The sequence below is a fragment of the Lacisediminihabitans profunda genome, assembly GCF_008040105.1.
GTDB classification, from domain to species: domain Bacteria; phylum Actinomycetota; class Actinomycetes; order Actinomycetales; family Microbacteriaceae; genus Lacisediminihabitans; species Lacisediminihabitans profunda.
Genome location: NZ_VRMG01000002.1, coordinates 83459 through 109017 on the forward strand (window position 1 = coordinate 83459; position 25559 = coordinate 109017).

Genomic DNA, 25559 nt, shown 5'->3' on the forward strand with positions numbered 1-25559 from the left:
GTCGTGACTGTGCGCCTCTATGATTCCAGGACCCAGTCCGTGGTCGACCTCGTGCCCCTCGTCGAGGGCGAGGTGGGTATCTACGTGTGCGGGCCGACGGTGCAGTCCTCGCCGCACATCGGTCACCTTCGCTCCGCCCTCGTCTACGACCAGTGGCGACGATGGCTGTCCTACCGCGGCTACACGGTGACCCTCGTGCGCAACGTCACCGACATCGACGACAAGATCCTTGCCAATGCGGCCTCCGCGTCGTCCGACGCCACCGAGGAACAGTGGTGGGCGCTCGCCTACCGCTACGAGCTCGAGTTCACCGACGGCTATCGCGCCCTGGGAATCCTGCCCCCCACCTACGAGCCGCGCGCCACAGCGAGCATCACCCAGATGCAGGAGATCATCTCCCGCCTCATCGAGAACGGCCACGCCTACGTGGCCGACGACGACTCGGGCGACGTCTACTTCGACGTGGCGTCCTGGCCCTCCTACGGCGAGCTCACCAACCAGCGGGCCGACGACATGGCAGCCTCGGCCGATGCCGAGTCGAGGGCCAAGCGGGACGCCCGCGACTTCGCTCTCTGGAAGGGACACAAGGCGGACGAGCCGGAGTCCTCGGCCTTCCCCTCCCCATGGGGTGACGGCCGGCCCGGCTGGCACATCGAGTGCTCGGCCATGGCGACTCGGTATCTCGGTCCCCGGTTCGACATCCATGGCGGCGGTCTCGACCTGCGCTTCCCGCACCACGAGAACGAGCTCGCCCAGTCGTCGGCCGCCGGCCTGCCGTTCGCCAACCACTGGGTGCACAACGGGCTGGTGAACGTGAACGGGCAGAAGATGTCGAAGTCGCTCGGCAACTCGGTCTTCGCGTCGGAGTTTCTCGATGAGGCCCGCCCCCTCGTGATCCGCTACTACCTCGGTGCCGCTCACTACCGATCCACCCTCGACTACCACGACGGTGCGCTCATCGAGGCGGAGGCGGCCCTGGAGCGCATCGAGGTCTTCCTCGACCGCGCCGAGCGTCGACTCGAGGGAACCCAGTTCGCCGGGCAGGGAGTGGAGTTGGTGCCCGCGGAATTCGCCGAGGCGATGGATGACGACCTCGCCATTCCGCAGGCCCTCGCCGTGCTGCACGACCAGGTTCGGGCCGGCAACGCGGCGCTGGACGCGGAGGATCTGGGCGGCGCCGCCGTGATCCAGGGCAGGGTGCTCGCCATGGCCGAGGTTCTCGGTATCAACCCGATGGCCGTAGAGTGGCACACTGCCGCACACGATCCGGCCAGCGTCGCCCTCGCGGCCCTCGTGGAGAAGCTGCTGGAAGACCGGGACGCCGCGCGCAAAGAGCGCGATTTCACCTCGGCCGACCGCATCCGCGATGAACTCGCCGCCGCCGGCATCCAGATCGAAGACACCCCGACGGGGTCACATTGGAGTCTTGACTAATGAAGAGCAGTGGAGCGAACAAGCCTCGCGCGGGCGCGGTGCGCAAGAGCAGCACCGGCAAGCAGGTCGGCTCGGGCGGCCAGGGCCGCCAGGCCCTCGAGGGCAAGAAGCCGACGCCCAAGGCCGTCGACCGCCCGTATCATCCCGCGGGCAAGCGCAAGGCCGCGAACGACCGGTTCACGGCCGCGGGCGGCACGCGCCAGCCCGCCAAGACCGGTTCGAGCGCCGGGGCTCCGCAGCGGCCGCAGGCCGGCCGCGCCAACCGGCCCAAGCAGACCGACGAGTTCGAGGTCGTCACGGGCCGCAACTCCGTGCTCGAGGCGCTGCGGGCCAAGATCCCGGTGACCGCCCTCTATATCGCGACCCGCATCGAGTACGACGACCGGGTGAAGGAGGTCATGCAGCTCGCCACGAAGCGCGGGCTGCCGATCCTCGAGGTGATGAAGCCCGAGCTCGACCGCCTGGCCGGGTTCGACTCGGTGCACCAGGGTCTCGCGCTGAAGATTCCGCCGTACGACTACGCGCACCCCACCGACCTGCTGGAGAAGATCATCTCCCGCGGCCAGGTGCCGCTGCTCGTCGCGCTCGACGGCATCACCGACCCGCGCAACCTCGGCGCGATCATCCGCTCGGTCGCCGCGTTCGGCGGGCAGGGCGTGATCGTTCCCCAGCGCCGCTCGGTCGGACTCACGGCCGCCGCCTGGAAGACCTCGGCCGGTGCCGCGGCGCGCACCCCGGTGGCCATGGCGGGCAACCTCACCCAGACGCTCAAGGCGTTCAAGGAACGCGGCGTGTTCATCCTCGGCCTCGACGGCGGCGGCGACACCCCGCTGCCCGACCTGTCCTGGGCGAAGGAACCCCTGGTGGTCGTCGTCGGCAGCGAGGGCAAGGGGCTCTCCCGACTCGTCACGGAGACTTGCGACGCGATCGTCTCCATCCCGATCAACGCGGCCACGGAGTCGCTCAACGCCGGCATCGCGGCGAGCGTCACGCTCTACGAGATCTCCAAGCAGCGCGCCCGCAAGTAGCTCGACCGTGGGCGGTCAGGCGGTGCGATGGGCGGCCGCGAGGGCTCCGAGGATGTCCTGGCTGAGGTCGTCGACGTGTTCGAGGCCGATGGAAAGGCGCACAAGCCCGGCGTGAGGCCTGGCCTCGGCCGCGACCGGTCGGTGGGTGAGGGACGCCGGATGCTGGGCGAGCGAGTCCACGCCGCCGAGTGAGACGGCGTTCGTCACCAGTCGCAGAGCCTCGATGAACCGCACGGCGGCGTCGTAGCCGCCCGCCATCTCGAGGGCGATCATTGATCCGCCGCCGTGCATCTGGCGGCCGAGGAGGCCGTCGGGGTCGCAGCCGTCCAGCGTCGGGTAGAGCACGCGGGAGACGGCCGGGTCGCCGAGGATGCGCCGCGCGAGCGTCTCCGCGGTCTCCTGCTGGGCGCGAACGCGGATCGGCAGCGTGCGCAGCCCGCGGTGCAGAAGGTAGGCGGCGAGCGGATGCAGCACCCCGCCGGTGAGCGCGCGCACATGGCGCAGGCGGCTGGCCCACTCGTCGGTGGTCGCGACGACCCCGCCCATGACGTCGCCGTGGCCGCCGATGTACTTGGTGGCGCTGTGCAGCACGATGGTCGCGCCGTGTTCGATCGGACGCTGAAGCACGGGAGTCGCGAACGTGTTGTCCACGAGAACCGGGACGCCGCCGGCCGCCGCGACCACGGCGGCGATGTCCACGAGTTCGAGCGTCGGGTTGGCGGGGGACTCGATGACGACGAGTCCGGTGTCTGCCCGGATGGCCCCGGCGATGCCGTCGAGGTCGGTCCACGTGACGGAGGTGCCCACGAGTCCGCTCTCCAGCACGTGGTCGGTGCCGCCGTAGAGCGGGCGGAGGGCCACGACATGGGGGCGACCGGCGGTGACGGTGGCGAGCAGGCAGGCCGCGAGTGCGGCCATGCCGCTCGCGAAGGCGACCGCGGACTCCGACCCCTCGAGCGCGGCGAGGGCGTCCTCGAAGCGGGCGACGCCGGGCTGCCAGAGCCGCTGGTAGACCGCGGACTGGCCGGGCAGCAGCACGCCGCCGGTGGCGAGCTGCTCGTAGGATTCGCCGCCGAGCTCCACGCCGGGAAGCGGGTTCGTGGTGGAGAAGTCGATGGGGGGCACGTGCGAGCCGCTCTCGCTCAGCCCTTCCATTCCGGCATGTACGGCGCGGGTCTCGAGACGGAATTCGGAAGTCGACATGGGTCGACGAAACCAGAATCTGCGACAGGACTCAAGAGTGTCCGCAGATAGTGCGATACTGGGCACCGCATGCGCGGATCATGCACTGTTGGGGCGCAATCTCCGCGTCCGACGAAAGAACCAGCGAAGGGGTCGACGCGATGATCGATGACACGGACCGCCTCATCATCCGGGCGCTTTCGGCCAATGCGCGGATGTCGGGAGCCGCGTTGGCCGCCGTCGCGGGGGTGGCGGAGTCCACGGTCTCGCTGCGGCTGAAGCGGCTGCACGCCTCGGGGGTGCTGCGCGGCTACCACGCCGACGTCGACATCGCCGCGCTCGGCATGACCGTGCAGGCGCTCATCTCGATCCGCCTGGTCTCGATCGTGCGCGAGGAGGTCGACCGATTCCGCCGGGAGGCTCCGAACTGGCCGGGGGTGCTCGCCCTCTTCCACATGGGAGGGGTGGACGACTTCCTCCTGCACGTGGCCGCGCCGAACGCCTCAGACCTGCGCGACTTCGTGCTCGAGAACCTCGCCGGGCACCCGGCGGTCGCCCACACCGAGACCAACCTCATCTTCGACCACGTGGCCGGTGGGGGGCTCGAGCGGCTGCTGGGCTAGTTCTCGTGGTCGTGGACCTCGCGGCCGCCCCGGACGCCCTCTGGCGGCGCCGCTCGCGTCGGTCGGGCCGCGTTCTGCAGGACGGGCCCCGGAGGCGTGGTTGCCTACCCCACAGACTCCAGTTGTGCAGGACAGCGTGTGCAGGACACGGCAGGGGTGTGGCGACCGGATCGGTCCCGGCCTGAAGGACGCTCCCCTCGGTTTTGCGCCTATCGTCTTCGCTATCCGCCCGAGGCGTCCTGCACAACCTGTCCTGCACAACTGGAGTCTGTATGGCGGACACCCGTGGACGGCGGCACCGTGCTGCACGACGCGCGCGAGGGCAAGCGAGTGCCGCGCAGTGGCGGGGACGGGCGGGCCGAAACGCCCTCGAACAGGGCCCCACGAATGCCATCACAACGGGCTCCACACCGCGATCGGAGACAGCCCACCCATCAGTAGGTCAACCAACATCCCCGGGCAGTGCAGCTAGACCCTCGAGCGCCAGTCGCTCTCATCGACCACCGAGATCGGCAAGGTGATCGTTCCGGTGACCGGGTCGATCACGGTGGCCTCGTCGCGGCGGTGACGCAGAACGGTGTCCACGTAGGAGCTCACGGCCTCGGCGAGCGGAACATCCCGATTCTCGTTCTGCGAGAGGAACCAACGGTGGTCGAGCAGCTGGTGAAAGACCTCCGCCGGCTCGAGGCGTCGCTTCAGATCGCGCGGGATGGCACGGATCACCGGTTCGAAGACCTGGGCGAGCCACTCATGGGCCACCATCTCCTCGTCGAGGCCCTGCTTCTTGAAGGTCGCGGTGTACGAGTCGAGGTCGTTGAGCAGGCGGCGGGCCTGGTTCTCCTCGGCGTCGAGTCCGGTGAGACGCAACAGACGGCGCTGGTGGTGGCCGGCGTCCACCACCTTCGGCTGGATGCGCACCTGGGTGCCGGAGTCATCAGTCTTGATGGCGAGTTCTTCGATGTCGAAGCCGAGCTCGTTGAGGCGCTCGACGCGTTCGTTGATGCGCCAGCGCTCGGAGGAGGAGAAGGATTCGGAGCCCGTGAGCTCCTTCCACAGGTTGCGGTAGGCCGCGACGATCCCGTTCGAGACTTCGACCGGGTCGGCGTCCTCGTCGAGGCGCCCGCCGGCGGCGAGGTCGAGCAGTTCGCCGGCGATGTTGACCCGGGCGATCTCCAGGTCGTTCTCACGCTGGCCGTTGGAGAGGCCGCTGTACAGCTGGCCGGTCTCGGCGTCGACGAGGTAGGCGGCGAACGAGCCGGCATCGCGGCGGAAGAGCGTGTTCGAGAGGGAGACGTCGCCCCAGAAGAAGCCGTGGATGTGCAGTCGGACGAGCAGCACGGCGAGGGCGTCCACGAGCCTGGTCGCGGTGTCCGGTCGCAGGGTCTGCGAGTACAGCGCGCGGTAGGGGAGCGAGAACTTGAGGTGCCGGGTGACGAGCACGGACTCGAGCGGGTTGCCCTCGTCGTCCGTGCGGTTGGTGATAACCGCGACCGGGTCGACGCAGGGCACGTCGAGCTTCTGCAGAGCGCGCAGCATGTCGTACTCGCGCTTGGCCAGCTCCGAGGAGGTCTCCTTGATCGCGATCACGTAGCCGCTGAGGTGCACGAACCGCACGAGGTGCCGTGAGATTCCCTTGGGCAGGGCGGCGATCACGCTGTCTGGCCACACGTCGAGGGGGAGATTCCACGGCAGGTCGAGCAGCGCCGGGTCGACGGTTGCCGAGGTGATGTTGAGTGAGCCGCTCATGCGTTGTGCCTATCGAGATTTCGAGAGTAAAAAAAAGTGCGGGCGACGAAAGAGATCGTCGCCCGCACCAGGGTTATTCGACCGATCAGTCGGCGACGGCCTTGCTGAGGCGGTTGCCCGACTCGATGTCGAACGCGTGGATGTGGGCGGGCTCCGGAAGGATGAAGACCGTCTCGCCGGCGTTCGGGTGAACGCGGCCATCGACGCGGGCGACGATGTCGACGCGACCGCCGTCGATGTCGGTGTGACCGTAAAGGTAACCGTCGGCGCCGAGTTCCTCGACGAGGTCGACGTCAACCTTGAGGCCTTCGCCGGTCGTCGACACGCGCACGTCCTCCGGACGCACACCGATCGTGACCTTGGTGTTGCTCGTCGCGCCCATGGTGGCACGGTCGAGGGCCGCGACGGCCGATCCGAACTTGAGCCCACCCTCGACGAGGTCGGCGGTGAAGAGGTTCATGGCCGGCGAGCCGATGAATCCGGCGACGAAGACGTTCTTCGGGTTCGCGTACAGGTCGCGGGGGGTTCCCACCTGCTGCAGCACGCCATCCTTGAGCACGGCGATGCGGTCACCCATGGTGAGCGCCTCGGTCTGGTCGTGCGTGACGTAGACGGTCGTGACGCCGAGGCGGCGCTGGAGGGAGGCGATCTGGGTACGCGTCTGCACGCGGAGCTTGGCGTCGAGGTTCGACAGCGGCTCGTCCATGAGGAACACCTGCGGCTGGCGCACGATCGCGCGGCCCATGGCGACGCGCTGACGCTGTCCACCGGAGAGCGCCTTCGGCTTGCGGCCCAGGTACGGCTCGAGGTCCAGAAGCTTGGCGGCTTCGAGAACGCGGGTGGCGCGCTCGTCCTTGTTGACGCCGGCGATCTTGAGCGCGAAGCCCATGTTCTCGGCGACAGTCATGTGCGGGTACAGCGCGTAGTTCTGGAACACCATCGCGATGTCACGGTCCTTCGGCGGCACATCGGTGACGTTGCGGTCGCCGATGAGGATGTTGCCGTCATTGACCTCTTCGAGGCCGGCCAGCATGCGCAGCGACGTGGACTTGCCACAGCCGGAGGGGCCGACGAGGACGAGGAATTCGCCATCCGCGACGTGCAGGTCGAGTGCGTCGACGGCGGGCTTGGTGGAACCCGGGTAGAGACGGGTTGCCTTGTCAAAAGTGACAGATGCCATGGTTCTATTGCTCCTTCACCGGCAGGTACGTGCCGGACGATCCGTAGTGAATGGAAGATACTGCTCGGTCATTATGTCACGTCGAGGTGAACGACGTTAAATTGCCGTTCACCTGTTGGTTAGGCTTATCCAGCGTTCGTCTGGCCTATTCCCAGAATCACTGTCTAGTGTGCAAAGGGCTCCCGCTCGCTGCTGTCGAGACGGTTCGAGGGCCACAACCATATTGATCAATAGTGAGGTTCGATGAGTTACGGCGGTGCTGGCGACGATCGCCTCAGCAAGAACCAGAGGCGCGAGGCCGCTCGCGAGAAGGCCCGCACCCTGCGCGAAGAGCAGAGGAAGAAGGATCGCCGAAGCCGCTTCGTGCTTCAGGGCAGCCTCATCGTCGTCTCCCTGGCGATCATCGCGGTCATCGTCGTCGTGATCACCAGTTCGGTGCGCCCGCCGTCCGCGGGTCCGAAGAACATGATCAGCGACGGCATCAAGATCGGCCAGAACCTCGCCGCCGTGCCCACCGCCGCGCTTCAGCCGGGCGACGCCCCCGTGCCGTCGGCCCGAAACAAGTCCGACGTCATCGACATCCAGATCTTCGTCGACTACCAGTGCCCCGTCTGCCAGGTCTTCGAGCAGACCAACACCGCCCAGATCAAGTCCTATCTCAAGACCGGAGCGGCCACGCTCGAGATCCATCCGATCGCGATTCTTGACAACCGCTCGCTCGGCCAGCGCTACTCCAGCCGCGCGGCGAACGCGGCGGCCTGTGTCGCCAACTTCTCGCCGAACTCCTATTTCGACTTCAACAGCCTGCTCTTCGAGGAGCAGCCGAAGGAGAACACCGAGGGGCTGACCGACCAGAAGCTCGTCTCCATCGCGAAGCAGGCCAAGGTCGACTCCCTCGCCTCGATCACGAGCTGCATCACCGACCAGTCGTTCAAGGCCTGGGTGACGGCGGCCACATCGCGCGCCACCACCGGTCCGATCGCCAACTCCGACGTGAAGAAGGTGTCGGCGACGCCGACCGTGATCATCAACGGTGCCAAGTTCAACGGGGCGGCGACCGACGCGAGCGCGTTCTCCGCCGCCATCCAGAAGGCCGCCGGCGACACGTTCCGCGAGGACGCCACGGCGACCCCGAGCCCCAGCCCGGCCCCGTAGCGCTCAGTTCCCGCGGCGTCCCCCGGGGGGAGCAGCGACCGAGGCGCGCTCGATCAGCTGGACCCCGGTGACGATCGGGGACGCCGACCGACCGATCTCCGCGGGTCGCGTGAAGAGCAGTGACGAGACCGCGGAGGCCTTCGCTCCGAAGTCCTGAGCGATCGTGGTCAGTTGCGGCGTCACGTACAGTCCGGCCGCGAGGTTGTCGAAGCCGATGATCGATACGTCCCGCGGCACCCGCAGTCCGGCCGCGACGAATCCCTGGATGAGTCCGATCGCGAGGATATCGGCGGTGGCGAAGATGGCGGTCGGGCGGGCGCCCGGCTCGAGCCTCGACTCCGCCCACCGGGCGGCGAGGGAGGTCGCGAGGGCGTGACCGGCCTCGTGACTGGCATGCGCATCCAGCACTGCGTCGTCGGAGAGCATCACCCCCTCGGAGGCGAGGCCGGCGCGGAAGCCGGCAAGGCGTTCCCGCACGACACCGGTGGTGCTGCCCATCAGCCCGGCGAAGGCGACCGAGCGGTGCCCGGCGCGGAGGAGGTGCCCCGCGGCCTGCCGCCCGCCGTCGAAGTCGTCGATGCGCACCGACCGCACGGCCGGATTGTCGGCATAGGCGTCGAGGGACACGAGCACCGCCTCGCCGACCGCGCGAAGGGCGCCGACCTGGCTCTCGGTGAACTCGAGGAGCACCGCGCCGTGGAGGTTCCAGGTCTGCACCACCTCGCGCACCTCGGCGACGTCCACGATCCCGCGCAGCAGCAGGTCGAACCCTCGCGATCGGAATTCGCGTTCCAGCCCGCCGAGCATGTCGACGTCGTAGGGGCTGAGCAGCAGGCGTGAGATGTCCGCGGCGGGCACGATGAGGCCGATCGTTCGCGAGGCGCTGCCGGCGAGGGTGCGGGCGGAGGCGCTCGGCACGTAGCCGCGTGCGGTCACGATGGAGAGCACCCGGTCGATCGTGGCCGTCGAGACCCTGGCGTGGTTTCCGTTGACCACGTTGGAGACCGTCTGGAGGCTGACGCCGGCCTCGGCGGCGATGTCCTTGAGAGTCACGCGCACGGCATCCTCCGATCGGGGTCCACTCGAATTTAGCGGATCAGAGCTGTCGCGGATCCGGGCCGACACGCTGCTCGCGACTTGACAGCGAGGGGGCGGTGCCGGTTGACTTTCGCAGGCGAGGTGGAGCGCTAAACCATTCTCGCTCGATTCCGCCGAAACCCCCTCCCTCCCTCGCCGTGAAAGGCCGTCAATGACCCTGCCAGCGCCCACCGTACCCGCGCCGACCACGGCCCCGACCGAGCTGAGGGTGGGGGTGATCGGTCTCGGATTCGCCGGCACGACCCACCTCGACGCGTACACGGCGCTTCCTGGTGTCACCGTCGTGGCCCTGGCCGGCCAGGAGGAGTCTCGGCTGGCCGAACTCGGCCGCACCCGCGGCGTTCCGAACCTCTACCACGACTGGCAGGACCTCGTCGCGCGCGATGATCTCGACATCGTGAGCATCGGCGTGCCCAACCACCTGCACCATCCGATCGCTCTCGCTGCGCTGGCCAGCGGCAAGCACGTCTTCTGCGAGAAGCCGCTCGCCACCACCGGCGCGCTCGCCGCGGAGATGACCGATGCGGCCCTCACCAACAACCGAGTCCTCGAGATCGCCTTCAACCATCGTCGCCGCGGCGACGTGCGCCTGCTCAAGGACTACCTCGCCTCCACCGAACTGGGCCGCATCTACCACGCTCGCGCGAGCTGGCGCCGGCGGAGCGGAATCCCGGGCATCGGCTCGTGGTTCACCAACCGGGCGATGTCCGGGGGCGGTCCCATGATCGACCTCGGCTCGCACGTGCTCGACATCGTGCTCTATCTGCTCGGCGAACCGCGGGTGCTCTCCGTGAGCGCGGTCGACTACGGCGAGGTCGGGCGCCTCGGCCGGGGAGGCGCCAGCAACTCCCAGACGACCGGGGGCACCCAGACCTTCGAGGTGGAGGACTTCGCCTTCGCCCTGCTCAGACTCGACAACGGGGCGAGCATCCAACTGGAGGCGTCCTGGGCCGACTACACGGCCCATGACAACGACATCTCCGTCGACCTCCTCGGCTCGATGGGGGGCGCGAGCCTCTTCGTTCGCGATCACGCCACCGACGACACCCTGCGGCTTCACTCGGAGGTGCATGGCGCGTCGGCCATCACGGTGCCTCGGGTGCACGTGCCCGGCGGGGAGCACCGGCTCGTGATCGAGGAGTTCCTCGCCACGATCCGATCCGGCCAGTGGGCGAACTCGTACGGCGAGTACGCCCTCCACCGCAGCCGGGTTCTCGATGCCGTCTACGAATCCGCTCGCATCAACAAGGAAGTGAACGTCGCATGAGAATCACCGTCTGGAACGAGAACGTGCACGAGAGCCGCGGTGACGCGATCGTCGCCCAGAACTACCCGCGGGGCATCCACGGCGCGATCGCCGAGGGCCTCGCCGGGCACTTCGACCTCGCCGAGGGCGGCGCGGACAGCGTGCGCACCGCCACTCTCGCCGATCCGGAGCACGGCCTCACCGAGGAGGTGCTCGACGCGACCGACGTGCTGCTCTGGTGGGGGCACATCGCCCACGACCAGGTGTCGGATGAGGTGGTGGAGCGGGTGCACCGTCGTGTGCTCGCCGGGATGGGCATCCTCGTTCTGCACTCGGGCCACTACTCCAAGATCTTCCAGAAACTGACCGGGTCGACCGCCTCGCTGCTCTGGCGCAACGAGGGCGAACGCGAGCTGGTGTGGACAATCGCGCCCACCCACCCGATCGCTGCGGGCATCCCGAACCCGCTCGTGATCGCGCGGCAGGAGATGTACGGCGAACCCTTCGACATCCCGGTACCGGACGAACTGGTCTTCGTCTCATCGTTCGTGGGCGGCGAGATCTTCCGCTCGGGCGTCACATACACGCGCGGGCACGGCCGGGTCTTCTACTTCTCGCCCGGCGACCAGGAATACCCCGTCTATCACCAGCCGGAGGTGCTGCGGGTGCTGGCGAATGGAATCCGCTGGGCGGCCCCGACGCTTCCGCTCGAGGAGCAGGTCGCAAAGCACGCCCCCCACGGGTGGTTCGAGGGCTGACTAGCCTGTCGGCCAGACGAGGACCTCGACCTCGCCCAACGCCGGCCCGGCGATCGCGCCGCCGAGCGTCGGGCCGGCGACGAGATCGCGCACGACCATACCGGGCGTGCCGGCCTCCAGCCAGCCGCCGGCCCTGGGCAGAAGGTGCACGGTCGACATCTCGCGGGAGAGGCCGAGCCCGGTGGCCTTGAGCAGGGCCTCCTTGCGCACCCACACGTCGAGGATGTCGCCGGTCACCGCCTCGCCCGCGGCCAGGATGTCCCGCTCGAGCGGGGCGAGCGCGGCATCCGATCGCCGCACCTCGATGTCGACCCCGACGGCGGCCCCCTCTCGCACGGCCACGGCCACCCAGGCTCCGGTGCGGCTGAGGCTGAATTCCGGCCCAGGAGGGTGCGCCAGTTGCGGCCGACCGTGCGGACCCCCGCAGGCGGGGCAGGCGCCTCGGCGAAAGGACACGAGTGCGGGCTCCACCGCCAGCACCGAGCCGAGCACCAGGCGAAGCACCGCGTGCGCCCGGCTGAATCTCGCCGAGACCAGTGGATCGACGAAGCTCGACGCCCGAGCCCGCTCGTCCGGGTCGAGCAACGCGCCCTGCCGGGAATCGCCGTGCGGTAGCCCGAGGCCCGCTGCGATGGCCGGCAACTCATCGTCGACGCAGGCGATCCACACGCGGGTCGGCCCCCGGCCGGCCTCCCTCATGCCTAGGTGCCGTCCCGTTGCGGTTGCGATGCCGGGCCGGTCACCGGCTCGCCGGGCACCCGCACCGTGCGCCAGGTGTCGATCGCAATGACGATTCCGATGATCACCAGGGACAGGGACAGCGAGGCGAGGGTGTCGGTGAGCCAGTGGTAGCCGAGGTACATCCGGCTCGTCATCGCGGCGACGATCCCCAGCACCGAGACGATGGCGGCCAGGACCACGCGACCGGCCGACGGAGCGCGGGAGATGAGCAGGAACGACAGGAGGATGAGGAAGTCGCTCGCCCCCAGCACGTGGCCAGACGGAAACGACGGCGTCGAGTCGCTGCCGATCAGCATCAGGTCGGTCGGCGGGCGGTGCCGGTGAACGATGGGGGCGATGGTGTTCGCCACGATCACCCCGGTGATCATGGCTCCGGCGAGGAGGAGCGGTCGCCACAGGTGCCGTGCGAGCAGCGCCCAGGCGACCGTGGCGACGAGGATGATGATCGGCAGGAAGATCGGGCCGAAGATGGTCGTGATCACCCCCATCACCGCGGTGGTGGATGGCGAGCGCAGCGAGTTGATCCAGAGCTCCACCGGTCGGTCCAGCCGAGCCGGCCCGGTCTGCTGCAGCACAGACGTCAGGATGACGATGAACAACAGGATGCCGAGCGGGATGAGGATCGAGGAGGTCAGATACAGGTTCCGCCTGGTCTCGGGGCGAACGTAGCGCTCCTCGACGATGAACTTGCCGTGCCAGCTCTGCCAGCGGCTCTCATCGGGTCGGGTGGCAGTGGCCATCTTTCTGTCCGTTCCTTATCTCTCGAGACACAGTCGTCACTGACCGGCCACGATATCGCGTAACGGGGAGAGTCGGGCGCTTCGGCCGTACCTAGAGCCCTTCCGCGATGGCGGCAGTCGCGCGAAGCCACGCCTCCCGGGTGGCCGGCGCGAGGGCCTCGATCACCAGCGGGCCTCCCGCCACGAGTGCCGGGTCGTACGGCACGTCCACGACCGCGCGGGTGAGTTGACCGAAGTGGTCATGCAGCCGCTCGGAGAGCTGCTCGTCGGCGTTCTTCGCCGGGGACGCCAGGATTGTCACCGCCTGGTCGACCTTGTCCGAATGCCCCTTCTGGCGCAGCCCGTCGAGCAGGGAGGCGGCTCCGTAGGCGGTGTCCTCGCGGATGGTGGAGACGATCACGAGCTGGTCGGCGGTCTCGACGGCGGCCTCCCAGTTCGACGCCCGCATGTTGTTTCCGGTGTCGATCACGAGCACCCGGTAGAAACGGCTGAGGGTGGCGTGGAGCTTGCGGAACGCGTCGGCGTCGATGCTTGCGGCGCCGGCCGGGTCCAGGTCGGAGGCGAGCGCGTCGAACTGGGCGTCGCCCTGGGCCCGCACGTAGTTGTCGAGATCGCCCACGCGCATGGAGCGGGGATCGGCGAAGCGGTCGAGCGCGCGCAGCAGGTCGACGGCCGTGTTGGTGTGCCGGGCGGCCTGCGCCCGAACGCCCAAGGTGCCCATCGTCTCGTTGTTGTCCCAGGCCAGGGTGTACCCGCCGCGGTACATGCCGAGGGTGGCGGCGATCAACAGGGTCGTCGTGGTCTTGTGGGCACCGCCCTTGGGGTTGAGCACGACAATGGTGCGCGGCCCGTTGAGGCTACGCTGCACGGCGGTAACCGCGGCCCGGTGGGCTCGCTCCCCCGAGCCCGGTGTCGGCGAGATCAGGCCGGCGGAGAGCCGGCGAACGGCACCCTGCCAGCCCCACGCCGCCGGGCCTGCCGGGGACTCTGGACGGGAGTCGAGGAAGTCGGCGAGGGTCGGGGGCGTGGCGGATTCCCCGCCGAGCGCTCCCGCGAGTGAGCGGGAGGCGGGCGCCGTGATCGGCATCGGGAACAGCGAGTCCTGGTCGAGGTCTTCCCGCCCGAGCGGCTGGGGGATCGCTGACGGCTCGGGCGCCGCCGGCTCGGGCGCCGGGGGAACGGCCGTCTCCCGCCTGACGGCGGAGACCGGCTCGGTCCGGCCGACTTCGACCGGCGGCACGAGGATGGGACGGGTCTGCGGGGGAACCCCGGCCCCCACCCCCTCGACGCGTCCATCGGGGTGGACCAGCAGCTCGCCCTGGCCGGACTCGTCCTCGGTCGTGATGTAGAGGGCTCGACCGCTGACCCGCGCGCGGGTCGTGACGTGGGCGATGATTTCCTCTCGCACACCGGCATCGTCGGCGGCGACGATGGGGTGGCTGAGACCGTCGACGAGTACCTCGCCGGCAGTGCTGCCGCGAACGATTACGTGGATGCGGGGTTGGGCGGTTTCTTCCTGAGACATGGGTGAACGGTTCCGTTCTTACTCAATGCGGTGGTTTTGCGCCGCCTGAGCAGCATAGTGTGCCCCGTTCGGGGGTACCCGACCGAGCGCCTCGGGCGGCGTGCGCCCTAAAGAGGGGACTGTACCGAACTGTCGGTATACGCGAGCATGGTTCAAGAAAATGGAGGCCGCATGTTGTCGATCGCGTACCTGAGTTCAGCGAGTCGCGCCTACTCCGACGAGGACCTGGCGCGACTGCTCACGAGCATTCGCGGCAACAACGCCCGGCTCGGCATCACGGGCATCCTGTTGTACGACAACAGCCAGTTCATTCAGGTGCTCGAGGGTCCGGACGAGGCGGTACGAGCGTGCTACGCCGTCATCGCCGTCGACCCTCGCCACTTCGGCGTCCGGATGCTCAGCGTGGAGCCCATCACCGAGCGGCGTTATCCGAGCTGGCGGATGGGCTACCGCGCGCTCACGGACAGGTTCTCGCGGTCCATCCCCGGCTACGACGACTTCTTCCACCAACCGCAGAGTCCGACTAACGGGTCAGAGACCGCCGAACGGGCGAGGCGGCTGCTCGATTGGTTCCGCGACAGTTCGCTGCCCGTCGGCCAAAAGTCCTAGGCCTTCCCCGAGGCCGCCGGATCCCCGGGTGGCCACGATCGTGTCGAGGCGACCCCGGCCCCGCTGCTTCCCTGCCCCGGCTGCGGCCCCAGCCGGGCGCGACAAGCCGCGACGCGAGCCCGCCCCGACGTGACCGTGCCCTGCCCCTGCCCCGACGTAACAAGCCGCGATGCGAGCCCGCCCTGACGTGACGCTGCCCTGATGCGACCGTGCCCTGCCCCTGCCCCTGCCCCTGCCCCGACGTGATCGTGCCCTGCCCTGCGCTGCCCTGCCCCGGCGTTCATAACTCCTGCAAAACCTTCCGTGGAGGACGCGCACGGGCCGAATTCCGGGGCCAGGCCAGGCCGCGTGCCGGGATTTGCCGGAGTTATGCACGTGACCCGGCCTGCTTGGCCGGCTCGACTGGCTGGCTCGACAGGCTCAGGCGGCCGGGGTCGGGCGGCCGGGGTCGGCTCCGTGGGAGGGGCGCTCGCTCGCCACCGGGCGTTAGCTGGCTCCCTCGCCCGGCGTTCATAACTCCTGCAAAACCTTCCGTCGAGGACGCGCGCGGGCCGAATTCCGGGGTTAGGACGGGCCGCGTGCCGGGATTTGCAGGATTTATGAACGTGACTCGGCCTGCTCGGCCTGCTCGGCCTGCTCGGCCGGCTCGGCCTGCTCGACAGGCTCGGCTGGCTCGACCTGCTCGACTGGCTCAGGCGGCCAGGATCGGGTGGCCCGGGTCGGCTCCGTGCTCGCCATCCGGGCGTGAACTGGCTCCCCCCGCCCGGCGTTCATAACTCCTGCAAAACCTTCTGTCGAGGACGCGCGCGGGCCGAATTCCGGGGCCAGGACAGGCGGCGGGCCGGGATTTGCCGGAGTTGTGCACGCGCCGTCGCCACCGGCAGCGGCCTCAGGCGGTGGGCTCGCTCCCCATCCCGGCATGAACCGGCACGAACTCGATCTTGTTCCTCGGGTGCACGGTCTTGGCCGGGCCGCGCGAGAACCCCTTCGCGTCCAGGTGGTTCTGGGCCCGGAACTCCGCCAGCGTGGCGTCGTAGATCGCGTTGACCTGCTCGCCCGAGAACACCTCGGACGACCCGTCGGCGAAGGTGATGGAAATGGTCGCCGAGATCGGGAAGTGCCTGTTCATGCGGATGAAGCCGTCGGAATCCTGCTGGAGGGTGATCATTTCGTCCCGTCTACGCGATAGTTCGCCGCTGACACGCTACAGGCCGGACGGGCCGTCGGCGGGCCCATCCGGGGTGCCCCGGTCACCTCGGCATTGACAGGCAAGTGTGTGCTTGCCTATTCTGGCACCGTGGGAGACGTCTTCAAGGCACTGGCCGATCCGACCCGGCGCGTGATCATGGACGAGCTTGTGCTGCGCGACGGCCAGACGCTGTTCGAGCTCTGCGCTCGGTTGATGAACGTGCACGGCAGCCAGTCCAGCCGGCAGGCGGTGTCCCAGCACCTCGCGGTGCTGGAGGATGCCGGGCTGATCGCCACGCACCGCGCCGGCCGAACGAAGATCCACACCCTGAACACGGAGCCGCTGCGCTCGATCACCGAGCGCTGGCCCCTCGATCGATAGGAGCCCAGAGTGAAGGCACGACTGCAGGTGACGAGCGTCTTCGTGGACGACCAGGCGAAGGCCCTCGCCTTCTACACGGAGAAGCTCGGATTCATCAAGAAGACGGATGTGCCCGCCGGGGAATATCGCTGGCTTACTGTCGTGGGGGCCGACGACCCGAACGGGGTGGAGCTGTTGCTCGAGCCCGACGAGCATCCCGCCGCGAAGGCGTTCACGCGGGCTCTCGTCGAAGACGGGATCCCCATGACCTCTTTTCGCGTCGACGACGTGAACGCCGCGTATCGCGAGCTCGAGGCGGAAGGGGTCGTGTTCACCCAGCCGCCGATGCCCATGGGCCCGATGATCGGAGCGGTGCTCGACGACACCTGCGGCAACCTCATCATGATCGTGAGCCCGGCGCCGGAGCCCGACTGAGGTCGCGCGGCCGCGCCGGCCTCAGCGCACCGACTTCCGCTCGTATATCGCCATCGACCAGGCGTACCCGACGGCCGTGATCAGGACGCACCAGCAGAGCGCGAGCGTCGGGTTCCAGCCGAGCGGGGTGCCGAGCAGCAACCCCCGGATGGTCTCGATGAACGGGGTGAACGGCTGGTACTGGGCGAACCACTGCAACCAGGCCGGCATCGACTGGGTCGGCACGAAACCGCTGCCGAGAAGCGGCAGGAGGGTCAGGATCATCGGCAGGTTGCTGGCCGTCTCGACAGTCTTCGACTGCATCCCCATCGCGACCCCGATCCAGCTGACCGCGAACGCGATGAACACGATCAGGCCGGCGGCGGCGATCCACTCGATCGGTCCGGCGGCGGGCCGGAAGCCGACTGCCAAGCCGACGCCGAGCACCAGGGCGACCGCGATGACGGCCTGGATGGTGTTGCCGAGCACGTGTCCGGCGAGCACCGCGCCCCGGGAGATCGCCATCGTGCGGAACCGTGCGGTGATGCCCTCGGTCATGTCCATCGAGACCGTGATGGCGGCGCCGCTGGCGGTGCCCGCGATGGTGATGAGCAGGATGCCCGGCATCACGTACGCGAGGTAGGCGTCCCGCCCTGCGGCCGGGCCCACGCCGGGCAGGCCCGCCCCGAGCGTGCCGCCGAACACGAACACGACGAGCAGCAGGATGACCACCGGTCCGAGGATCGTGAACATGGACAGCCCGGGGTAGCGCACGATGTGCAGCAGGTTGCGGCGAAGCATCGTGAACGCGTCGGCGACGACATGCGACTGTCGACTCGTGCCCACGGCGGTCGGCCGTTGGGCGATGGTGCTGGTCATGATTCGTTTCCTTCTCGGTCGGCCCGGCCCGGGCGATCGTTCCTGCCGGTTAGGGCGAAGAACACGTCATCGAGATCCGGGGTGTGGATGCTGAGGTCGTCGACCTCGAGGCCCGCCGCGTCGAGGCGGTCCAGCACGGTTCGCAGGGCGCGCACCCCGCCGTCGGTCGGCACGGTGAGCGCGAGCCCGGCATCGTCGCGAGTGCTTCCCTCGCGATCGGACTCGCCGAGGCCGTGCTCTCGAAGCGCCAGAGTGGCGCCGTCGAGCGCCGCGGCATCCGCGAACCGGAGCCGGATGTGCCAGCCGGGCACGAGGCGCTTGAGTTCCTCCGGCGTACCCGCAGCCACGATGCGGCCGCCGTCGAGCACCGCAATGCGGTCGGCGAGTTCGTCCGCCTCCTCGAGGTTCTGGGTGGTGAGCAGCACGGTCGTGCCGTCGGCGACGAGCTCGCGAACGATGTCCCACATCGTGTGGCGGCTGCGCGGGTCCAGCCCGGTGGTGGGCTCGTCGAGGAAGATGACCCTCGGGGTGCTCACGAGGGTCATCGCGAGGTCGAGCCGTCGCTGCATCCCGCCGGAGTAGGTGGCGAGTGGCTTGCGGGCGGCCTCGACGAGGTCGAACTGCTCGAGCAGTTCGGCCACCCGTGTCTTCGAGCGCTTCTCCCCGAGGTGGCGCAGCCGGGCCATCAGCAGGAGGTTCTCCTCGCCGGTGAGCAGCTTGTCGACCGCCGAGAACTGCCCCGTCAGTCCGATGACCGCGCGTACGCCGCCTGGGTCGCGAACGACGTCGCAGCCGTTCACGAACGCCGTGCCGCCTTCGGGCCGCAGGAGCGTGCTGAGGATGTGCACGGTCGTGGTCTTGCCCGCGCCGTTCGGGCCGAGCAGCGCGGTGACGGTGCCCGCGGCCACGGTGAGGTCGACGTCGTCGAGCACGGTCTTCTTGCCGTAGGACTTGCGCAGCCCACGGACTTCGATCGCTGGGAGTGACATGGCGTGGTGCCCTTCTTCTCGATCCCCGGGATTACCGGGAGCGTTGGATGGTGATGTCGCCGAACTGGGTGCGTGCGCGCACCGCCACGGACGACTCGGACGTCTCGGGGGCGCGGTCGCCGTCGAGCTGGTTGCGCACACGCCCCTCTTTCGAGGAGAGGTCGAGCCAGGCGGGCACGCCCTCGCGCACCCCGATGGCGATCAGGCCGTAGCCGCTGTCGACCTGGATGGAGCCGCTCGACACCTCGTGCAGTTGGATGCTGCCGTACGCGGTCTTCGCGGTCACGGAGGCGAGCGCCCTGGTGACCTCGAGGTCACCGTAGGAGAGCTTCGCTTCGAGCTCGCCGCCGACCTCCCCGACCGTGACGTTGCCGTGCGAGGCCTTGAGGAGCGCATCGCCGGTCACCGAGCCGACCCTGATCTGGCCGTGATCTGCGGTGATCTCGATCCCGCCGTCCGCTCTGCCCACGGTGGCGGCGCCGTGCCCGGCGCGCAGCCAGAGGTCGCCGGTGGAGTCGACGTCGATTCCGCCGGTCGAGGCCTTGATGCGGGTGGCGCCGAGGCGGCCGACGGTGCGCACCAGGCCGACCGCGAGCTCCGCGGTGAGTCGTGATCCGGTGGGAAGCTCGACCCTGAGGTCGACGGACTCGGTGGGTCCGACGAGGCTGATTCGCGGCCGGGGGCCCTTGATGGTGAGCCGCTCGCCGTCGAAGTCGACCTTCGTCTCTTCCGCACCCCGGCGGTCCACAGCCTTGCCTGGGTTGGTGGGCGACACGGTGATGACCGTGTCCGCACGGTCACTGGCGATGACCTCGATGTCGCCGACCGGCAGGTTGATGGCGACGTCGATCGGTGCGGGGGTGGTGAATGTAGGCATGCTGGCGCTTTCCGTTCTGTGGGCGTGTCTGACGGGCCCCGCGGGCTCGCGGGGCTGTGGTGGGGTGCTGAGCGGGACGGCTTATCGCGCCCAGCCGGCGAAGTTGTCGCCGGTGCGCAGCGTGCGCTGCGCTGATCGTCGTTGTTTGGGTTGCAGGGCTGCAGCGACGGCACGCACCAGCCAGGTGTTCACGGACAGGCCATCGGCCGCAGCGGCCTCGTCCACCCGAGTCTTGAGCGCATCCGGCAGGCGGAGCGTGGTGCGGGAGGTGCTCGCATCGTCGAGGTCGACGGATGCGACGGTCCGGTCGTCATCGTCAGGCTCGGTGGTGGGCGGCGTGACCACGAACTCGATCTCGCGTCCGCGCAGCCGCAGGTCGACCGAGCCCGGCGCGAGGTCGCGGGTGATCTCCCCGGCCGCGGCCGAGAGCGCGTCGAGCAGCACGAGCCGCGTCGCGGCATCCAGCCCGGCGGCCAGCCGTTCAGCGACGGCGCGGGTGTCGTCCGAGCCGTTCGCCGCGGCATCCACGAGCTGGCGCTGCAGGTCGGTGACGTACTGTCCAAGTTCCATGTCACCAGAATGACACCAGAGTGGTGTCATGTCAAGCGCGAGTGGTGTCATCCCCTCGAAATGACCTCGATCGGCCAGTATTCTGGGCCCATGAGCACGATCGTGGTGCAGGCCTTCATGACCCTCGACGGCGTCGTGCAGGCGGGCGGCGGCCCGGAGGAGGACCGGGAGGGCGGCTTCGAGCACGGCGGCTGGCAGGACAGGTACGTCGTCGACGAGGGCGAAGGAGCAACCCTTGTGGCGGAATGGGAGAGCAAGACCGAGGCGCTCCTCTTCGGCCGCAAGACATACGAGATCTTCGCCGGCTCGTGGGGAGTGTGGGACGAGAACGCCGAGGGCCTCCAGGGGGAGTTCACCAGGAGGTACAACCGCATCCCGAAGTACGTCGCGTCGCGCACGCTGACCGAGCTCGGCTGGAAGAACTCGCAGCTCCTCGGCCCCGACGTGCCGGGCGCGGTGCAGAGCCTGCGTGCGCAACCGGGCGGAGAGATCCGGGTGTGGGGGAGCACCCAGTTGATCAGGACGCTCGCCGAGCACGACCTGGTCGACGAGTACCGGCTCCTCGTCTACCCGATCGTGCTGGGCACGGGCAAGAGGCTGTTCTCCGACGGCTTCCCGCTCAGCACGCTCGCCCTGGTCGAGACTCGCGCGCTGCCATCGGGGATCCTCGTCAACACCTACCGGCGGGCCGACGCGAGCTGAGCATCCTCAGGAGATCGCGGCTGTCACCAGTTCGGCGACTCGCTTCTCCACCGCCGGGCTCCACTTCTCCAGCGCGTAGGACACCGGCCAGATCTCGCCGTCGTCGAGGTGGGCGGCATCCTGAAACTCGAGGGTCGAGTAGCGGGAGTTGAACTTGCCCGCGTTCTTGAAGCAGAAGACGATCTTGCCGTCGTCGTCCGCGTAGGCGGGCATCCCGTACCAGGTCTTCGGCCACAGCCCGGGCGCGGTCGCCGTCACCGTCGCGTGTACTCGTCCGGCGAGCACCTGGTCCTCCGGCGCCATCTTCGCGATGCTGTCGAGCACCGCCTGCAGGCCGTCCGCCCTTTTGGCGCCGGCCTTGCCCTCGGCGCGGAGCTCGGCCGCGCGACCCTTCATGGCGGCACGCTCCGCGGCGGTGAAGCCGACGGACTCGGACGTGGCATTCTTCGTGGGCATTGTGACTCTCCGTTCGTTTCGCGCGCGGCTGGATGTGGTCGCCGCCTTGCATTCACAGGCTAGGCCGACCCCTGCGTCGGCGCTTCTCGAATCCTGCTCGGATCCGAAAGGCGGCCGATCAGAGCGGCGGTTTCGTCTCCGTGGTCGGTGCGCGCAGGTATCTGTTCAGCGCGCGGATTCCGAGAACTCCCACCCAGATCCCGATGACGAGAAGCGCGAAGAGCGGCAGGTAGATCACGAGGGGAAGGAGGGGAATAATTGAGAACATCTCTTTATTCTGGCCTACGGGATCTCGTCTTGACCATAGTTCGGATACGACGGGCTGTCGTGCCGTCAGTTGAAGAGACCTGCGACGAAACGCGCCGGTGGCGGGAGAGGCGCGTCCGCTCCGGAGCCCCGGAGAGCCTCGACAGCGAGGGCCGAAAATCTGCGCGCGGCTGCGACACGCTGATCCACGGTCGCTGCGGAGAGTCCGCGCCCGGCCATGAGCATGAGCAGCAAGTCGTCGAGTACGACTCCGGTCCGGAGCGATCCAGCGTTGCGTGCGCGCCGGCAGAGGTCGGCCAGGGAGCGCAGCATCGCAGTTCTGTGCGCCGTGAAGTCGAACGAATCGGGAAATGTCGTCATAAAGGCTTCGGTGAAGCCCTGATTGCGCGCGTTCAATTCGCCGGTCCGCAGGAGGAAGGAACAGAGTCCTCGCCACGGGTCAGGATCGGCGCAGGCCTCGGCGACGATCGTTCGGCAGGCGTGGAGCTCGTCGCTGAAAGCGGCCTCGATGAGGGCCTGCTTCGTCGGGAACCGTCGGTACAGCGTCGCGGGACCCACCCCCGCCTGCCTGGCGATAGCGCGCATCGGTACGTCAAGACCTCGTTCGGAGAACAGTGTCCTCGCTGCCTCGAGCACTCGTTCCCTGTTGTCTTCGGCGTCGGCCCGGAGCGTGTGAGGCAATCGGCGGGGCATGTGTCTCACTTTAGCAAAGTGGACGGGGGCGTCCGTTACTGTCGCGTGAGGCGGGAATCCCCCGTGGAGGCGCAATCGGAGGCGGCAGCGAAATGCGAGCAGTGACGATCCGGACTTTTGGTGACGCGGACGGATTGGAGGCGTCAGACATCCCCGAGCCTGTGCCGGGACCGGGCCAACTGCTGATTGGGACCGAGGCAATCGGAGTCGGCGGAGTCGACGCGGTCATCCGACGCGGCACGCTCGGCTCCGGCTTTGCCGTGGGACTCGTCCCCGGCAGCGAGGTCGCAGGACGCGTCATCGGGGTCGGCACCGGGGTCGATCGGACGTGGATCGGGCAGCGGGTCTGGGCGTTCACCGGAGTCAGCGGTGGCTATGCCGAACGGGCGATCGCCGCCATCGACGATGTGACGATCCTTCCGTCGGTCCTCTCGATGACCGACGCCGTGACCCTCGGAAGCGCCGGCCCGGTCGCCCATTTCGCGCTCGCGCATGCCCGGTTTACTGCCGGTCATTCCGTGTTGATCCGCGGCGCCGCGGGCAGCATCGGCATCATGGCTGTGCAGCTGGCGGCAGCAGGCGGCGCTTCCCGGATCGGCGTCACAACCGCCTCTGCCGAGCGTGGTGATCGACTTCGGGCGCTCGGCGCCACTCTCGTGCTCGACCGTTCCGGCGACGTGCAGGAGGGTGGGGAGTCAGGTCCGTTCGACATCGTGCTCGACGTGGTGGGAGGTGGGGCGATGCCGACCTTCTTCGAGCACCTCGCGCCAAACGGCCGCATGGTCTCGATCGGCGTGGTCGGAGGCTATCCCCCCGCTGACTTTGGCATGTCGCTGATGCGCGCATTTCGGCGGTCGCTGTCATTTGCGACCTTCAGCCTGGACACGGTGCCCATCCTCGATCGCAACCGGGTGCGTGCCGACCAGTTCGCGGCGGCTGCCCGCGGTGAGCTTCGCGCCGTGGTTCACGACGTGCTCCCCCTCCCGAAGGCCGCGGAGGCGCATCGGCGCATGGACGCAGGCGAGGTGTTCGGCCGGATCGTCCTGACGCCATGAGTGCGGCGCGATTACGGTGCGGCAGTTGCTGTGTTCGGAGCGGCCGCAGGATCGCTGGCTAGCGGAGATGGGGATCTTCTCGATCGTCGGCCATGGTCAGGTATCCGGATTAGTCGGGAAATCAAGTCATCGTCGGGTCTGTAGTCAGGGTCGGCCACGGCCGACAGCGGCTGCGTGCTGGTACGCTAGCCCCGCGGGGATGTCCCTTCGTGCTGAAGACGATCGAATCGAGATGACCATGGCCCACTCCACAAGACGTGTTTCGGTGCCTATCTTCGTCCTCCTTGGCTTGGTCCTTTCTGTGAGCCTCGCGTCGGCCCCCGGTGCGCATTCTGCTCGCGCGGCCGAGTCCGCGGTCGGACTCGGCAACGCCGGGAGCTTTGCGGTGCTCGCCGCGAGCACTGTCACCAACACCGGCCCCACCATCATCAGCGGTGACCTCGGAGTCAACGCCGGTTCTGCGGTGACCGGATTCCCGCCGGGAATCGTGAATAACGGAACCATCCATGCCACCGACACGTTGTCGGGTCTGGCCCAAAACGATCTGGTGACCGCCTACAACGATGCGGCAGGCCGTACCCCGACGACGAGCGGGCTCGCCGCGCTTGACGGCATGACCCTGGTGCCCGGGGTTTATTCGGGCGGTGCGCTCTCGCTCGGTGGCACCCTGACGCTCAACGGAAGCGCGACTGACGTGTTCATCTTCCAGTCCGCAGCCACCCTCGATGCCGGCCCTGGATCCCGTGTCCTGCTCATCGGCGGCGCCAGCGCCTGCAACGTCTTCTGGCAGGTCGCCTCCTCGGCCACCCTGCACACGGGTGCCCAGTTCGTCGGAACGATCATGGCTCTCACCTCGGTAAGCGCCGACACCGGCGCGACGGTCGAGGGTCGACTTCTGGCCCGGACCGGGGGAGTCACCATGGACGACAATGTGATCACCCGCCCGACCTCCTGCGCCACCTCAGCTGTCGGCACCCCCGCCACGCCGGTGCCAGGTCGCGCACGATTCACGGGTTAGTCGCCACGAACGAGACAACCGAAGCGGCGGCCGCCCCAGCAATTCCGGGCGGCCTTCACTCGGAGCGGGATGCTGGCAATGGCCAGTAGAGGTCTGCTCCCGGTGCTGGCGGGTGCGGTCATCGCGATGGCGTTGCTTTCCTCGTGTGCGCGTCTGGGTGCGGTGCAGCCGGGTCCCTCGGCACCCGCATCATCCAGTCCGTCGGTCTCGGCTTCGCCCGCGCCTCCAGCACCCCCGCCCCCGGTGGGGACTTCGGCGACCGCCACGGTTCCTCGTCTCACGGTGTACGCGAGCCTCGGCGGCCCGGCAAAGCTGTCGCTCACCAATCCAAGCCCGACCGGGGGGCCGCTCACGCTGCTCGTGGTGCAGTCGAGCGACGGATGGCTCGAGGTTGACCTCCCCACGCGTCCGAACGGCAGCAGGGGCTGGATCAGCGCGTCCCAGGTGACCCTTCACGACCTCGTATACAGCATCCGCGTGTCGACGGAAGCGAACACCCTCTCGCTGACTCGCAACAACACAGTGGTGTCGACGTACCCGGTCGCAACGGGCACGGGCGGCACACCAACGCCGCACGGGTCGTTCTATCTGACCGAACTGATCGCCCCGAGCAACCCCGGCTACGGCCCGTACGCGTTCGGGCTCTCCGCCTTTTCCGATGTGCTCACGAGCTTCGGCGGCGGTCCCGGTCAAATCGGTCTGCACGGAACGGATGATGCCGCGAGCATCGGAAGGGCTGTCAGCCATGGCTGCATCCGCATGTCGAACGCCGACATAACGGCTCTCGCCGCGCTTCTGCCGCTCGGCACGCCGATCGCTATCGACTGACGGTGGGTCACACCCCTCGCTTATCGATACCCATTCAGACATCCCGAGGACCCACAGGAACGGGTCACGGCCATGCGGGCTCAGAAAAAGAGCCGAATCGTCGGCTCTTTTTCTGAGCCCCCTGTCGGATTCGAACCGACGACCCCCGCTTTACAAGAGCGGTGCTCTGGCCAACTGAGCTAAGGGGGCGAACGAGA

28 protein-coding genes and 1 tRNA gene are annotated in these 25559 nt (G+C 68.4%); 13 read left to right on the forward strand and 16 right to left on the reverse strand.

Features of this window, described 5'->3' with window-relative positions; translation table 11 throughout:
* Positions 1 to 3: 3 nt before the first annotated feature.
* Positions 4 to 1434: a cysteine--tRNA ligase gene (cysS, locus tag FVP33_RS00990; protein WP_147781775.1), complete on the forward strand. Its 1431-nt coding sequence runs from the start codon at positions 4 to 6 to the stop codon at positions 1432 to 1434.
* The gene (gene rlmB, locus FVP33_RS00995; protein ID WP_147781776.1) at positions 1434 to 2462 is read left to right on the forward strand and encodes a 23S rRNA (guanosine(2251)-2'-O)-methyltransferase RlmB; all 1029 of its coding nucleotides are present in this window, start codon (positions 1434 to 1436) and stop codon (positions 2460 to 2462) included. Before cysS ends, rlmB begins: the two co-directional genes overlap by 1 nt.
* A gap of 15 nt (positions 2463 to 2477) precedes the next feature.
* Here the strand turns inward: rlmB and FVP33_RS01000 are convergent, their stop codons facing one another.
* Positions 2478 to 3665 (reverse strand): trans-sulfuration enzyme family protein, encoded by a 1188-nt coding sequence (locus FVP33_RS01000; RefSeq protein WP_147781777.1) that lies wholly within the window; start codon positions 3663 to 3665, stop codon positions 2478 to 2480.
* A gap of 140 nt (positions 3666 to 3805) precedes the next feature.
* Between FVP33_RS01000 and FVP33_RS01005 the strand changes: the two genes are divergently transcribed.
* Positions 3806 to 4267 (forward strand): Lrp/AsnC family transcriptional regulator, encoded by a 462-nt coding sequence (locus tag FVP33_RS01005; RefSeq protein ID WP_147781778.1) that lies wholly within the window; start codon positions 3806 to 3808, stop codon positions 4265 to 4267.
* Positions 4268 to 4735: 468 nt separating this feature from the next.
* Here FVP33_RS01005 and FVP33_RS01010 read toward each other — a convergent pair whose 3' ends face one another.
* Entirely contained in the window at positions 4736 to 6013 is a 1278-nt protein-coding gene (locus tag FVP33_RS01010) for a DUF4032 domain-containing protein (RefSeq protein WP_147781779.1), read from the reverse strand.
* Between the two features lie 85 nt (positions 6014 to 6098).
* Positions 6099 to 7193 carry an ABC transporter ATP-binding protein gene (locus FVP33_RS01015; protein WP_147781780.1) on the reverse strand — a complete coding sequence of 365 codons (1095 nt, stop codon included), beginning with the start codon at positions 7191 to 7193 and terminating at the stop codon, positions 6099 to 6101.
* Between the two features lie 243 nt (positions 7194 to 7436).
* Between FVP33_RS01015 and FVP33_RS01020 the strand changes: the two genes are divergently transcribed.
* Positions 7437 to 8348: a DsbA family protein gene (locus tag FVP33_RS01020; RefSeq protein WP_147781781.1), complete on the forward strand. Its 912-nt coding sequence runs from the start codon at positions 7437 to 7439 to the stop codon at positions 8346 to 8348.
* 3 nt (positions 8349 to 8351) lie between these two features.
* On the opposite strand, the gene FVP33_RS01025 is transcribed toward FVP33_RS01020, so the two are convergent.
* Positions 8352 to 9401 (reverse strand): LacI family DNA-binding transcriptional regulator, encoded by a 1050-nt coding sequence (locus FVP33_RS01025; protein ID WP_222706586.1) that lies wholly within the window; start codon positions 9399 to 9401, stop codon positions 8352 to 8354.
* A 196-nt stretch (positions 9402 to 9597) separates the two neighbouring features.
* Between FVP33_RS01025 and FVP33_RS01030 the strand changes: the two genes are divergently transcribed.
* Complete coding sequence (locus FVP33_RS01030; RefSeq protein ID WP_147781783.1) at positions 9598 to 10713, forward strand: Gfo/Idh/MocA family protein; 1116 nt, start codon at positions 9598 to 9600, stop codon at positions 10711 to 10713.
* Entirely contained in the window at positions 10710 to 11450 is a 741-nt protein-coding gene (locus FVP33_RS01035; RefSeq protein ID WP_147781784.1) for a ThuA domain-containing protein, read from the forward strand. Before FVP33_RS01030 ends, FVP33_RS01035 begins: the two co-directional genes overlap by 4 nt.
* Here the strand turns inward: FVP33_RS01035 and FVP33_RS01040 are convergent, their stop codons facing one another.
* The 3 genes from FVP33_RS01040 to FVP33_RS01050 form a co-directional block, all read right to left on the reverse strand.
* On the reverse strand, positions 11451 to 12149 hold the full coding sequence (locus FVP33_RS01040; protein WP_147781785.1) for a 4'-phosphopantetheinyl transferase family protein: 699 nt from the start codon (positions 12147 to 12149) through the stop codon (positions 11451 to 11453).
* Positions 12150 to 12151: 2 nt separating this feature from the next.
* Positions 12152 to 12931, reverse strand: a complete 780-nt coding sequence (locus tag FVP33_RS01045; RefSeq protein WP_147781786.1) for a phosphatase PAP2 family protein — start codon at positions 12929 to 12931, stop codon at positions 12152 to 12154.
* 91 nt (positions 12932 to 13022) lie between these two features.
* Positions 13023 to 14456 carry a MinD/ParA family ATP-binding protein gene (locus FVP33_RS01050; protein ID WP_187270523.1) on the reverse strand — a complete coding sequence of 478 codons (1434 nt, stop codon included), beginning with the start codon at positions 14454 to 14456 and terminating at the stop codon, positions 13023 to 13025.
* 171 nt (positions 14457 to 14627) lie between these two features.
* Between FVP33_RS01050 and FVP33_RS01055 the strand changes: the two genes are divergently transcribed.
* Positions 14628 to 15065 carry a BLUF domain-containing protein gene (locus FVP33_RS01055; RefSeq protein WP_187270524.1) on the forward strand — a complete coding sequence of 146 codons (438 nt, stop codon included), beginning with the start codon at positions 14628 to 14630 and terminating at the stop codon, positions 15063 to 15065.
* An 889-nt stretch (positions 15066 to 15954) separates the two neighbouring features.
* Here FVP33_RS01055 and FVP33_RS01060 read toward each other — a convergent pair.
* The gene (locus FVP33_RS01060; protein ID WP_147781788.1) at positions 15955 to 16233 is read right to left on the reverse strand and encodes a hypothetical protein; all 279 of its coding nucleotides are present in this window, start codon (positions 16231 to 16233) and stop codon (positions 15955 to 15957) included.
* Between the two features lie 129 nt (positions 16234 to 16362).
* On the opposite strand from FVP33_RS01060, the gene FVP33_RS01065 reads away from it, so the two are divergent.
* Both FVP33_RS01065 and FVP33_RS01070 read left to right on the forward strand, forming a co-directional pair.
* Entirely contained in the window at positions 16363 to 16635 is a 273-nt protein-coding gene (locus tag FVP33_RS01065; protein WP_147781789.1) for an ArsR/SmtB family transcription factor, read from the forward strand.
* Positions 16636 to 16644: 9 nt separating this feature from the next.
* A complete protein-coding gene (locus FVP33_RS01070; RefSeq protein WP_147781790.1) occupies positions 16645 to 17049 on the forward strand; it encodes a VOC family protein in 405 nt (134 codons plus the stop codon).
* 21 nt (positions 17050 to 17070) lie between these two features.
* Here FVP33_RS01070 and FVP33_RS01075 read toward each other — a convergent pair whose 3' ends face one another.
* The 4 genes from FVP33_RS01075 to FVP33_RS01090 form a co-directional block, all read right to left on the reverse strand.
* Positions 17071 to 17907, reverse strand: coding sequence for an ABC transporter permease (locus tag FVP33_RS01075; protein ID WP_147781791.1), 837 nt, complete (start codon positions 17905 to 17907; stop codon positions 17071 to 17073).
* Positions 17904 to 18896, reverse strand: coding sequence for an ATP-binding cassette domain-containing protein (locus FVP33_RS01080; RefSeq protein WP_147781792.1), 993 nt, complete (start codon positions 18894 to 18896; stop codon positions 17904 to 17906). The genes FVP33_RS01075 and FVP33_RS01080 overlap by 4 nt, the downstream gene beginning before the upstream one ends.
* A gap of 31 nt (positions 18897 to 18927) precedes the next feature.
* Positions 18928 to 19773 (reverse strand): DUF4097 family beta strand repeat-containing protein, encoded by an 846-nt coding sequence (locus FVP33_RS01085; protein ID WP_147781793.1) that lies wholly within the window; start codon positions 19771 to 19773, stop codon positions 18928 to 18930.
* A gap of 81 nt (positions 19774 to 19854) precedes the next feature.
* On the reverse strand, positions 19855 to 20343 hold the full coding sequence (locus tag FVP33_RS01090) for a histidine kinase (protein ID WP_147781794.1): 489 nt from the start codon (positions 20341 to 20343) through the stop codon (positions 19855 to 19857).
* Positions 20344 to 20433: 90 nt separating this feature from the next.
* Here FVP33_RS01090 and FVP33_RS01095 point away from each other — a divergent pair, with 90 nt between their 5' ends.
* On the forward strand, positions 20434 to 21045 hold the full coding sequence (locus FVP33_RS01095) for a dihydrofolate reductase family protein (RefSeq protein WP_147781795.1): 612 nt from the start codon (positions 20434 to 20436) through the stop codon (positions 21043 to 21045).
* A gap of 6 nt (positions 21046 to 21051) precedes the next feature.
* On the opposite strand, the gene FVP33_RS01100 is transcribed toward FVP33_RS01095, so the two are convergent.
* The 3 genes from FVP33_RS01100 to FVP33_RS01105 form a co-directional block, all read right to left on the reverse strand.
* Entirely contained in the window at positions 21052 to 21501 is a 450-nt protein-coding gene (locus tag FVP33_RS01100; RefSeq protein WP_147781796.1) for an iron chaperone, read from the reverse strand.
* A 118-nt stretch (positions 21502 to 21619) separates the two neighbouring features.
* Positions 21620 to 21769, reverse strand: a complete 150-nt coding sequence (locus FVP33_RS19385) for a hypothetical protein (protein ID WP_187270525.1) — start codon at positions 21767 to 21769, stop codon at positions 21620 to 21622.
* 65 nt (positions 21770 to 21834) lie between these two features.
* The gene (locus FVP33_RS01105; RefSeq protein WP_147781797.1) at positions 21835 to 22461 is read right to left on the reverse strand and encodes a TetR/AcrR family transcriptional regulator; all 627 of its coding nucleotides are present in this window, start codon (positions 22459 to 22461) and stop codon (positions 21835 to 21837) included.
* A 92-nt stretch (positions 22462 to 22553) separates the two neighbouring features.
* On the opposite strand from FVP33_RS01105, the gene FVP33_RS01110 reads away from it, so the two are divergent.
* From FVP33_RS01110 to FVP33_RS01120, 3 genes are all read left to right on the forward strand, one after another.
* Entirely contained in the window at positions 22554 to 23516 is a 963-nt protein-coding gene (locus FVP33_RS01110; RefSeq protein ID WP_147781798.1) for a zinc-binding dehydrogenase, read from the forward strand.
* Between the two features lie 265 nt (positions 23517 to 23781).
* On the forward strand, positions 23782 to 24534 hold the full coding sequence (locus FVP33_RS01115; protein WP_222706587.1) for an ice-binding family protein: 753 nt from the start codon (positions 23782 to 23784) through the stop codon (positions 24532 to 24534).
* Positions 24535 to 24777: 243 nt separating this feature from the next.
* Complete coding sequence (locus FVP33_RS01120; protein WP_246142102.1) at positions 24778 to 25362, forward strand: L,D-transpeptidase; 585 nt, start codon at positions 24778 to 24780, stop codon at positions 25360 to 25362.
* A gap of 115 nt (positions 25363 to 25477) precedes the next feature.
* Here FVP33_RS01120 and FVP33_RS01125 read toward each other — a convergent pair.
* Positions 25478 to 25551, reverse strand: a tRNA-Thr gene (locus FVP33_RS01125).
* Between the last annotated feature and the right edge of the window lie 8 nt (positions 25552 to 25559).

Bases quoted from the DNA above. Each gene is read 5' to 3' on its own strand.
- rlmB (WP_147781776.1), top strand. From the start codon at position 1,434: ATGAAGAGCAGTGGAGCGAACAAGCCTCGCGCGGGCGCGGTGCGCAAG.
- FVP33_RS01000 (WP_147781777.1), bottom strand. From the start codon at position 3,665: ATGTCGACTTCCGAATTCCGTCTCGAGACCCGCGCCGTACATGCCGGA.
- FVP33_RS01005 (WP_147781778.1), top strand. From the start codon at position 3,806: ATGATCGATGACACGGACCGCCTCATCATCCGGGCGCTTTCGGCCAAT.
- FVP33_RS01010 (WP_147781779.1), bottom strand. From the start codon at position 6,013: ATGAGCGGCTCACTCAACATCACCTCGGCAACCGTCGACCCGGCGCTG.
- FVP33_RS01015 (WP_147781780.1), bottom strand. From the start codon at position 7,193: ATGGCATCTGTCACTTTTGACAAGGCAACCCGTCTCTACCCGGGTTCC.
- FVP33_RS01020 (WP_147781781.1), top strand. From the start codon at position 7,437: ATGAGTTACGGCGGTGCTGGCGACGATCGCCTCAGCAAGAACCAGAGG.
- FVP33_RS01030 (WP_147781783.1), top strand. From the start codon at position 9,598: ATGACCCTGCCAGCGCCCACCGTACCCGCGCCGACCACGGCCCCGACC.
- FVP33_RS01035 (WP_147781784.1), top strand. From the start codon at position 10,710: ATGAGAATCACCGTCTGGAACGAGAACGTGCACGAGAGCCGCGGTGAC.
- FVP33_RS01040 (WP_147781785.1), bottom strand. From the start codon at position 12,149: ATGAGGGAGGCCGGCCGGGGGCCGACCCGCGTGTGGATCGCCTGCGTC.
- FVP33_RS01045 (WP_147781786.1), bottom strand. From the start codon at position 12,931: ATGGCCACTGCCACCCGACCCGATGAGAGCCGCTGGCAGAGCTGGCAC.
- FVP33_RS01050 (WP_187270523.1), bottom strand. From the start codon at position 14,456: ATGTCTCAGGAAGAAACCGCCCAACCCCGCATCCACGTAATCGTTCGC.
- FVP33_RS01055 (WP_187270524.1), top strand. From the start codon at position 14,628: ATGTTGTCGATCGCGTACCTGAGTTCAGCGAGTCGCGCCTACTCCGAC.
- FVP33_RS01060 (WP_147781788.1), bottom strand. From the start codon at position 16,233: ATGATCACCCTCCAGCAGGATTCCGACGGCTTCATCCGCATGAACAGG.
- FVP33_RS01075 (WP_147781791.1), bottom strand. From the start codon at position 17,907: ATGACCAGCACCATCGCCCAACGGCCGACCGCCGTGGGCACGAGTCGA.
- FVP33_RS01080 (WP_147781792.1), bottom strand. From the start codon at position 18,896: ATGTCACTCCCAGCGATCGAAGTCCGTGGGCTGCGCAAGTCCTACGGC.
- FVP33_RS01085 (WP_147781793.1), bottom strand. From the start codon at position 19,773: ATGCCTACATTCACCACCCCCGCACCGATCGACGTCGCCATCAACCTG.
- FVP33_RS01090 (WP_147781794.1), bottom strand. From the start codon at position 20,343: ATGGAACTTGGACAGTACGTCACCGACCTGCAGCGCCAGCTCGTGGAT.
- FVP33_RS01095 (WP_147781795.1), top strand. From the start codon at position 20,434: ATGAGCACGATCGTGGTGCAGGCCTTCATGACCCTCGACGGCGTCGTG.
- FVP33_RS01100 (WP_147781796.1), bottom strand. From the start codon at position 21,501: ATGCCCACGAAGAATGCCACGTCCGAGTCCGTCGGCTTCACCGCCGCG.
- FVP33_RS19385 (WP_187270525.1), bottom strand. From the start codon at position 21,769: ATGTTCTCAATTATTCCCCTCCTTCCCCTCGTGATCTACCTGCCGCTC.
- FVP33_RS01105 (WP_147781797.1), bottom strand. From the start codon at position 22,461: ATGCCCCGCCGATTGCCTCACACGCTCCGGGCCGACGCCGAAGACAAC.
- FVP33_RS01110 (WP_147781798.1), top strand. From the start codon at position 22,554: ATGCGAGCAGTGACGATCCGGACTTTTGGTGACGCGGACGGATTGGAG.